The sequence below is a fragment of the Trichocoleus sp. ST-U2 genome (assembly GCF_039961875.1).
Lineage (GTDB): Bacteria > Cyanobacteriota > Cyanobacteriia > Cyanobacteriales > FACHB-T130 > FACHB-T130.
This window is the reverse complement of record NZ_JAMPJY010000088.1, coordinates 1-8,506: the sequence shown is the minus strand read 5'-3', so window position 1 is coordinate 8,506 and position 8,506 is coordinate 1. Positions and strand designations below refer to the sequence as shown.

Sequence of the window (8,506 nt, the reverse complement as noted above, 5' to 3'; positions counted from 1 at the left end):
ATTTGGAACACCTGTGCGGCTTCACTTTTCTTCATGCCGTCTAACTCGATCGCTTGGATCACCTTCTGACGCAGGTCATAACTATAGGGGTTTGCCATGAGCAGCTTGAATAATTTCAGGACCACAGGTGATCTCTACTCTACGTCCTAACTATCTTGGCGGTTGCTATACTTTCCCCACTGGCGATCGCATTCAGGGCAGCGGTTCAAAAGTTCTGCTCTATCAACCCAGAACGGTCAATTGGAGTTAACAGAGAACTTTCCTCCCAGTCGGAATCGATGACTTTCCCGACTTTAGCCTACTTTTGCTATCTCACCTGCGGCTTTTCCATGCGGTTTATCGTTTCAAAGGCATAAGTCACCCCACAGATCGCGCAGATCGCACCTTACACTCTGCAAGCTTCGCTCCTACCTTGCGGCGTTGCTCCTGAAAGGAGCGCAATTACACCCTTCGAGAGCAGTCGGATCAGTCTTGAAAAGATAAACCGTGATCGCTGCCAGCTCAATTTTCGCAATTCTTTGACAGTGTGTACCATGCGTCCCACCGAACTAGATAGCGATCGCTTCCTCTGTTGGCGCAACGTTACGAGCATCCAAGCCTTCAAGATAGCGAATCGCGTATTCAGTCGTTGTTTCCAAGAGTTCTCGCATATCCTCTTCCTTCCCTGCACGGGGCTAAACAATACTGCATAAGCGAGCATAGCGCTGATGGAATGATTTTTGGATGCAACAAGCTGCCGCCACGCCTCAATAGGAATAAGCTCCTGTACCTAAGGAAGATAATTTTAAACAGGTAGGGCTGAACAGCGTTAAAACAAGTTTGAGGTAGTCTCTTAGAGAGGTTGTTCGGGTCGCGAGAGGGGTTCTTCAGGCAGCGGGATAAACTCGGTTTCGTGTGGAACCCGCTCAAACCGTCCGTTCTTCCAGTCCGCTTTCGCTTGCTCAATGCGATCAAGGCGGCTAGAAACAAAATTCCACCACTTGTGCCGCTCACCGACAGGTTCGCCACCTACCACAATGCAACGAGCGTCAGCTTTCGCACTAATGCTCACAGTCTGATTGGGATTCAGAACGATCATTCGTTGTGGCTCTAGCGGTTTGCCATCTACGCTCAGACCGCTTGTAACGCTGTAGACAGCTTGTTCACTATAGTCCGGAGGCAGCGTGAACTGGGTTCCACTCGGCAGTTGGACATCGAGGTAAATCATCGGCGAGAACGTTTGAACGGGGGATGTGCGACCATACGCCTGCCCTGCAATCAGTGTGATTTCGACACCCCCATCTTGCCAAGCGGGGATGTCAGTCGCTGGGTAGTGACGAAACCAAGGTTCGGTCTCCTCATGTTCCTCTGGAAGTGCGAGCCACGTCTGGATGCCATGTAGCCGTCTTTCGCGACTCCGAACAGCATTGGGCGATCGCTCCGAATGAACAATGCCACGACCCGCAGTCATCCAGTTAACGGCTCCGGGATGAATTTCTTGAACAACCTTGAGACTATCGCTATGGAGCAGCACCCCTTCAAACAAGTAAGTCAGTGTTGCTAAATTGATATGCGGATGCGGTCGCACATCTATCCCTTGACCCGGTGCAAAGGTAGCTGGGCCGAGATGGTCGAAAAAGATGAATGGTCCAACCATCTGCCGAGTTGCGTGAGGCAAGATGCGCCGAGCCTCAAATCCACCCAAATCTTTAACTTCGGGTTCAAGAACATCACCAATGCTGTTGGACATAGCAAAGATTACCCCGTAATTCTGAATGATAGATTGACATTGTCTCCTAGATTGTTCAAGTCAATCGACCTTCATACTGGGTATGTAAACGAGTTCAATCCTAATGTGCTGCTCCATCCTAACTAACCCTAACACCCAATCAAGCTTATTCTGCTTCCCCAATTAAGGTAAAAGCTGCCCAATCTTTGGGATCAAGATATTGTTTCATTGTTATCAGCATCGCCTGCCGCAATGCTTGAGCCTTATCCGGTTTCTGTTGCATCTGGCGATAAAACTCCGTCATCAAAGACGCTGTAGGAGCGTCAGGAACTGACCAGAGAGACACCATAATGCTGGGGGCACCAGCGGTAATCAGGGCACGAGATAACCCGATAACTCCATCTCCTGTGATGTCTCCTCTACCCGTATCGCAGGCACTCAGAACGACTAATTCCGCCTTAAGTTTTTTCAGGATTTCCGTCGCCGTCAGCAAACCATTATGACTACCTTTAGGGGCTAAAGCAACAGCCCCTGGAAGATTAAACCCCTCAAGTTCAGTATCACTGTAGTAATCAAACAAGCCGTGTGTTGCTAGATGGACAATCCTAGCTTGACTCATCAGGGGCAAAACCGCAGCTTTGGTGGCTCGACTGCCTGTAATAGCTTTAGTGTGGAAGAGTTGGGCAATAGCTACAGCTTCTCTTTGTGCACCTGGTAAACTCGGCAACTGTTGGGGTGGGTTACCAATTTGGGGCATAGTGGGATTGCCCACAACTAAAATATCTTTCCCTGAGACCCGTTGCCGTTGTTGGTGAGTTAAATCTAGAACTTGAATGGCAGGTGCAGTGAGAATAGTGTGCTTTTCTACCAGGTATTTGCCTGCTGCGTCCTGTAAAGCGGCAAAGGGTACCAAAAATAGAGATTCTTGAGGAATGAAAATGACGTGGGAAGTGGGGTCTTGTGGCAGTAGGTCGGTAATGGGTTCAATTAGTAATTGATGAAGTTGTTGTAAGCGATTGGTTTGCTGAGGCTTATCGATTCTGGCAGCTACTCCTAAACCACGACCCCTAACACCAATGGCTTCACGGCTACTGGTTACGAGGTCTGCTAGAGTTGTGTTTTGCTGCTTCCGCAAAGGTCTGAGGTCAACTTGGCGAAATGTCACGTCTCCTGTAGGCTGGATGATCCAAATGTAGAGTGCTAATTCGTGGGTTTCTTGTTCATCCTTAGAATCTTGTTCACTCCTAAAATGTCCATCCTTCAACTGGAAGTCGTAAATAATTGAATATTCTATGAGGGTAGCCTTTTGCTCTCTTGCAATTTGTTGGAGTTTTCTTATGGTGGGTGGAGTGGTAAGGATTGAAGCTTGTAGGCTAGCAGAGCCTTCGGTTGCAAGTTGCCCCTTCAATCTATTAGTTAATATCCTTACAAATTCCCTAGCACGGCCTCGTTCAGAAATTTCTAGAGCAACATTCAGTTTATTTTGAGCAATTAAAACTTGTTGTAAAAGACGGTAGGATACAAGTTGATTTTCAAAGGCTCCTATTGTCGTGAGATCGGGTTGGAGACTGATGGACAGTGAATTACCTGAGTAAGTTAAGAAATCTTCATGAACCTTAATTAGCTCAAAGAGTGTCTTCTCTGCTGCTGTAAGATTACCTTGTTTGTAGAAAAGAAATCCTAGATTATACAGGTTTGACTCGTGGTAAAGATATTCACCCGTTTCCCGACTGATAGCTGATGCCTGTTGATAGTACTCAATCGCTGTGGAGTAGTTACCCTGCCTATAGTAAGCAACTCCTAGTGAGTTTAGAGCAGAATCCTCCTCTAAACGGTTGTGCGCTTCCTTGGCAATTGCCAATCTCTGCTGAAAAAACTCAATCGCTTCGGAGTAGTTTCCTGAGTAAAGGTAAGCAGCTCCCAGAAAGCTGAGTATTTCTGCTTCATTCTGCTTATCGGCATTATGGATGCCTCGATTGACCAATAATGCCTGCTGATAGTACTCGATTGCTTTAGAATAGTTTCCCTCTTTAGCAATGTAAATAACTCCCATCCAAATCAGAGTACTAATCTCACCTTGAGAGTCCTGGATTTCCTGATAAATTTTCAGTACTTGTTCAAAAGACTGCAATGCTAAATTAAATTGACGGTTCTGATAATATATTTGACTTTGCACACTGAGTCGGACTGCCTCTTCTTTGCGTGAAGAAGTGGTTTGAGCCAAGACCTGATTTCTTGAAAATGAAGCAATTTGCTCGGACAATACAGGTGCTGCAACGGTGGTTACAAGAATCAGGAATGCCAGGATTCCAATCTGCGATCGCATAGTAAGGGTAAGGTATATAACTATTGGTGAAATCTTACTATTGGCTTAGGCACAGATCGCACTCATCATATCCTGATTGGTCATCTAGTTTTATGGAGCGTAGGATATAGAGTTCGATTTTGATAAAAGCAGCTCTTGAGGATTCTCCACTGTTTGACTTGGGACAGATAGCCTTGCTGGTGGAACATTCCGCAGTGCTGTAGACAATTGCGCTTGGGTTGAAACAGCAGTGAGAAACTCGCTTGAACCACCCATTGTTGTTAATGGCTCTCCGTTGTAAATCGGCACGTTGGCTATCTTGACAGTAACCATGTCTTGATTACTTTGAACGTACCAATGGCAGACTGGAGATTGGATATATTTGAGTGAATCATCCGCTATCACTCCCGCTTCAACTAAGCCGTCATCAATGTACTTAGTCGCAGCGGCAATGTTGTTATTGTCGCGAGCTAAATTCTTGACTCGCCATACATACTCCAGCCAAATTTTTCCTTGAAACTGATACGCTCCTTTACAGTAAGAGGCAATTAGTTCTGTCCACTCCCGCTTTTCTTTAGCCGAAGCTTGCCAACCGCCTGTACCTTCGCGAATCATCTCGTTGAGCGTTGGAGGTAGAGGAAACTCAAAGGTTTCGATTCGATATTCATGAGGAGAGCTAACAGGTATTGAGTGTTCATGTCGGAGAGTAACATCAGGTACTGACGAGTTTAACGAGGGGACGGGGAACGCTTCGCTCCTCACCGTTTCCCGTTCCTCATTTCCTGCCTCCTTCTGGGTTGATTGTTGTTCTTGCTGATATTTCAACTCAATTCGGTTGAAATATTCCCGTTCAGTTGGAGTCAAAGTTACGCAACGCTCTAGCGACTGTAAAATGTATCGGTCAAATGGGTCTAGACCTACGATTTGGTACAACGCTTCTATACGCGAGTTGATTTCGAGAAGGGACGGCACTTCTGATAAGGGGAGAGGAGTCAAATCGGCATGGGGAAAGCTGCGTAGTTCCATCTCCATCGTCTCAACATTTCGCTTCCACACCTTACACCGCTTCTCATCCACCGATTCTATACGGGCAGGGCGCTGATGCCAGTCAGAAAGTTTTGGTGCGTAAATCTCTACAAGACCCCCTGGCTTTAGGGTGAGATGATGTGAAAGCAAGTTGGACAAATCATGCTCGTCTTGTGGAGGAAAAAGGAGCGATCGCTCTTTTAACCGTTGCCGATTCTTTAGCAACGACTGGGCTTGCTTGCTCGTGCAAACCTCTCCACTAGCAATTAATTCTAAAATCGGGTCGCTCTGGGCAACAGGTTTTTGAGTCAGCTTGTAAGCTCCGTCTACACTTTGATGATTCAAAACACTTCGCAATGCCTTAGCACGAGCAAGGTGTCCGCTCGAAACGGCTTTATCAATCTCCTCAACCACTTTAGCTGCTTTGGAGTATGTTTTCCCCGAACCTAAGCTCACACGTTTTGCCACACGATCGCGAGATTGCCCAAACTGCTCGCAACATCCAGGAAAATTTTCCTGGATGTCTCGACGGGTTCCCTGTCGAAGTTTTGCACTTTCTTGCTCGATTTCCTTCCATAAAGCGCCTTCCCGCACTTTCTGCTCAATTGTTTTTTCCCTGGTAGCATTCCCCAGCAGCAGCGCTTCTAGTTCGGCGCGAGCGTCCTTGAACTCCCTAACAATCACGGGAATGCTTAACCACCCTAACTCAAGGGCTGCTTTCCAACGCCGATGACCGCTAATAATGGTGAAATCAGGAGTAATTATTAGCGGATTGAGCCAGTTGGAGTTGCCAATCAATTCCACCAAGTCCGAAACACCTTCATCCTCGCCATAGACAGAAGCGTTGCGCGGGTGGGGTTTGAGGAGTCTGGGGTCTAGTTGATACTCACCCGGAGTAAGCTTTTGAGTGGGCGATATGTCTGCGATTGCGCGAAGCGCAGTGCCTCTGGCAATCGCGCTCGGCGCACTGCCAGAGGCGATCACGCCAGTTAAAGTCGCTGTCTCCATTGCTGTTGCACCCTCTAGTTGTGTCAGACATTGATAAATGGCTTTCCCCACCGCCAGCGCCAACAGGGGTGGCACGGCATTCCCAACTTGTCTCATACCTCGCCAAATCGTCCGGTGAAAACGGAACCAATCCGGGAAAGAGGACAGGCGAGCCGCCTCACGGACTGTGACTACTCTGGCCTGGGTGGGGTGAATCGGACGGGCCGCGGTGTGCCGTCCCTTGTCGCTTCCCGTTCCGGCTCTCAAAGTTGGGGAAACTCCGTCCCACTTAAGGCGGTAAAAACGGCTTTTAGGCTCTTTCGTTCCCGGTGCGGTAGCCTTGAATCGTTCAACAACTGATGGTGTATGACGGGTGAGACAACAGCCTGTGAACAGATGAGGATTAGTTGTGGGTGGTGAAGGGAATACCTGTTCGAGCTTAAGTATGTACTCGGAAGGTTGGGCTTCCAGAGTTGGTTGCTTCTGGTTTAGTTGCAATTCATCAGTATCGAAGAGTTGGGGAAACGCCTCTTCTGATAAAAATGTTAAGTCCCTAATCGCCTCCCTTACAGTGACAGCGTGAGATGCTGTTGTTGGCAACTGGGGAGAAAATTGGTGGAGAATTCCTCCAACAAAGACCCGTTTTCGACTTTGAGGGACTCCGTAGTCTAAGGCATTTAGAACCCAAGTCCAGGTGTTGTATCCTGCCTGTTGTAACTGTTGCACAGAAGGTTCGATTAAACCTGCGTATTTGGGCAGTAGCAAGTCGGGAACGTTTTCCAGAACAAAAGCAGTAGGCTGAAGTTCTTCGACCAGACGACAGAAATGGGCAATTAGTTGATTGCGGGGGTCATCCACATCCCGTTTGCCAATTCTGGATAAACCCTGACAGGGAGGCCCTCTAAAGACTAGACCAATTTTCCCATCCCACTCTAACCCTTGTTGGCGATGGGACAGCTCAAGAAGACGGCGAATCTCAAGTCCCGTCAGCTCTTGCACATCAGCACAGAGGATGGACGTAGAGGGAAAGTTTTGAGCGTAGGTAGCGAGAGTCTGTTTGTCCGAATCAATCGTTAACGCAACATCTATCCCAGCCGCTTTCATGCCGAGGGAGAACCCCCCTACTCCCGCAAATAGCTCCACAGCCAGGGGGGCATTTGGTGGAGCTTTTTGGTGAGTAGTGATGACCCTTTCTGTCATGGTTTAACGCTAGTGGCAGGAGAAAGAAGTAGGGTGTAGCGTTCCAATTTAGGACACCCAAGGCTTCAACTCTGTGTTGTAAATTTGGCGCAAGTTCCAGCCAGTTGTCCCGTACTCGAAAGATCCGCTTTCAATGCCAGCTCGAATCAAATGTCTATTGCCTTCCTTCATGAGCTGACGACGAGTGTCGGTGTTTTTTTGCGATCGCTTCAATCAACGCATCGACACCTCCAGATGTGACTTTTCGGGCAACGAGCTTTCCACCAGAACCAAACACAGAAGAGATGATCGTGCTGTTGCCGAGGTCAATGAAAATGTTCTGTGTTTTTGGTTGATTGGTGCTGGATGCTAGTGCCGAAACCACAGCTCCCGCACCTTCTTCCAACACAGCACTGGCTGATAAATTAATCCAGCTCACGCCCTTACCGTTGACCCAGATACTATGCTGTGCCTTGGAGGGATTCTTTGAGTTCTGTCCCAAAGGCTTGAGCATCTTGGATGCTTGCTACGACCGAGAGATTCCACCGAGCGCGATGCGGCAACGTACCCAGCGCACCCAAGAACAATTGCAAGCCGTATTTAACTTTTCCAGCCCCGTCATCTACCGTCCGTGCATAGCCTTGAGGATTGTTTTGATAGGCGGGATGGCCTGTTAACCAACGCTGACCGATGAGGTCAGAGCGATCACCTGCCAAATACTCAATCAAACTACCTTCAGACGACTCTGGAATATCGTAAATCTCACTGTGCAATGCCTAGAAATACGATGGGATGCGGATTTCAGCATTATCAATTACTAATTTGACGCTACCGTTGCCGCCGTCGTATCCCGTTGCCAGAACTGGGGGAGAAGAGGCGGAATGCGGTGCAAGTTGGGGAGCTGTCTGCATATGTTCCTCACTTGTTTTGATTGTTGAAAGCTTTACTGCATCTACGTTTAAGAAGTAAATGCACTCAAGACAACCAGATGCCAAATATAAGCATCTTTTGACTGCTTTCGGTAACTTTTAGTGTTCTACTACATAAATTAGCATAGAATACGGATGGCAACATAATTGATGTATACAATCTTTTTAAAATGCTATGAGGATATCATTGATGGCAAATACGCCTGATTTAAGCGACGACCTCATGACCAAGCAACGAACAACAGTTACATTGAGCGAAGAAGTCCATCAAATCCTTTCCGAATGGGCGGAAGAGGAGGAGCGCAGCCTTGCGAATTTGTTGAGTTATCTGGCATCTAAGGCAGCGAGGGAACGCCAGCAAGAAAAAAAAAC

General features: G+C 47.7%; 8 protein-coding genes and 1 pseudogene. 2 read left to right on the top strand and 7 right to left on the bottom strand.

What is annotated here, in order from left to right; genetic code table 11:
- Positions 1–98: pseudogene (locus NC996_RS27845) on the bottom strand (IS630 family transposase); the annotation flags it as partial.
- A 29-nt stretch (positions 99–127) separates the two neighbouring features.
- Between NC996_RS27845 and NC996_RS27840 the strand changes: the two are divergent.
- On the top strand, positions 128–250 hold the full coding sequence (locus tag NC996_RS27840; RefSeq protein ID WP_277879737.1) for a hypothetical protein: 123 nt from the start codon (positions 128–130) through the stop codon (positions 248–250).
- A gap of 582 nt (positions 251–832) precedes the next feature.
- Here the strand turns inward: NC996_RS27840 and NC996_RS27835 are convergent.
- From NC996_RS27835 to NC996_RS27810, 6 genes are all read right to left on the bottom strand, one after another.
- Positions 833–1,729 carry a pirin family protein gene (locus tag NC996_RS27835; protein ID WP_190684897.1) on the bottom strand — a complete coding sequence of 299 codons (897 nt, stop codon included), beginning with the start codon at positions 1,727–1,729 and terminating at the stop codon, positions 833–835.
- A 145-nt stretch (positions 1,730–1,874) separates the two neighbouring features.
- Positions 1,875–4,034, bottom strand: a complete 2,160-nt coding sequence (locus tag NC996_RS27830; protein ID WP_190684894.1) for a CHAT domain-containing tetratricopeptide repeat protein — start codon at positions 4,032–4,034, stop codon at positions 1,875–1,877.
- A 90-nt stretch (positions 4,035–4,124) separates the two neighbouring features.
- Positions 4,125–7,226: a DNA (cytosine-5-)-methyltransferase gene (gene dcm / locus NC996_RS27825; protein ID WP_190684892.1), complete on the bottom strand. Its 3,102-nt coding sequence runs from the start codon at positions 7,224–7,226 to the stop codon at positions 4,125–4,127.
- A 154-nt stretch (positions 7,227–7,380) separates the two neighbouring features.
- On the bottom strand, positions 7,381–7,644 hold the full coding sequence (locus NC996_RS27820; RefSeq protein ID WP_190684889.1) for a hypothetical protein: 264 nt from the start codon (positions 7,642–7,644) through the stop codon (positions 7,381–7,383).
- 22 nt (positions 7,645–7,666) lie between these two features.
- Positions 7,667–7,978, bottom strand: coding sequence for a hypothetical protein (locus NC996_RS27815; protein WP_190684887.1), 312 nt, complete (start codon positions 7,976–7,978; stop codon positions 7,667–7,669).
- 3 nt (positions 7,979–7,981) lie between these two features.
- The gene (locus NC996_RS27810) at positions 7,982–8,116 is read right to left on the bottom strand and encodes a hypothetical protein (RefSeq protein ID WP_277879736.1); all 135 of its coding nucleotides are present in this window, start codon (positions 8,114–8,116) and stop codon (positions 7,982–7,984) included.
- A gap of 208 nt (positions 8,117–8,324) precedes the next feature.
- Here NC996_RS27810 and NC996_RS27805 point away from each other — a divergent pair.
- On the top strand, positions 8,325–8,506 hold a 182-nt coding region (locus NC996_RS27805), incomplete at its 3' end, for a hypothetical protein (protein WP_242037517.1).

Coding starts and splice junctions, on each gene's coding strand:
- NC996_RS27835 (WP_190684897.1), bottom strand. CDS start 1,729: ATGTCCAACAGCATTGGTGATGTTCTTGAACCCGAAGTTAAAGATTTG.
- NC996_RS27830 (WP_190684894.1), bottom strand. CDS start 4,034: ATGCGATCGCAGATTGGAATCCTGGCATTCCTGATTCTTGTAACCACC.
- dcm (WP_190684892.1), bottom strand. CDS start 7,226: ATGACAGAAAGGGTCATCACTACTCACCAAAAAGCTCCACCAAATGCC.
- NC996_RS27810 (WP_277879736.1), bottom strand. CDS start 8,116: ATGCAGACAGCTCCCCAACTTGCACCGCATTCCGCCTCTTCTCCCCCA.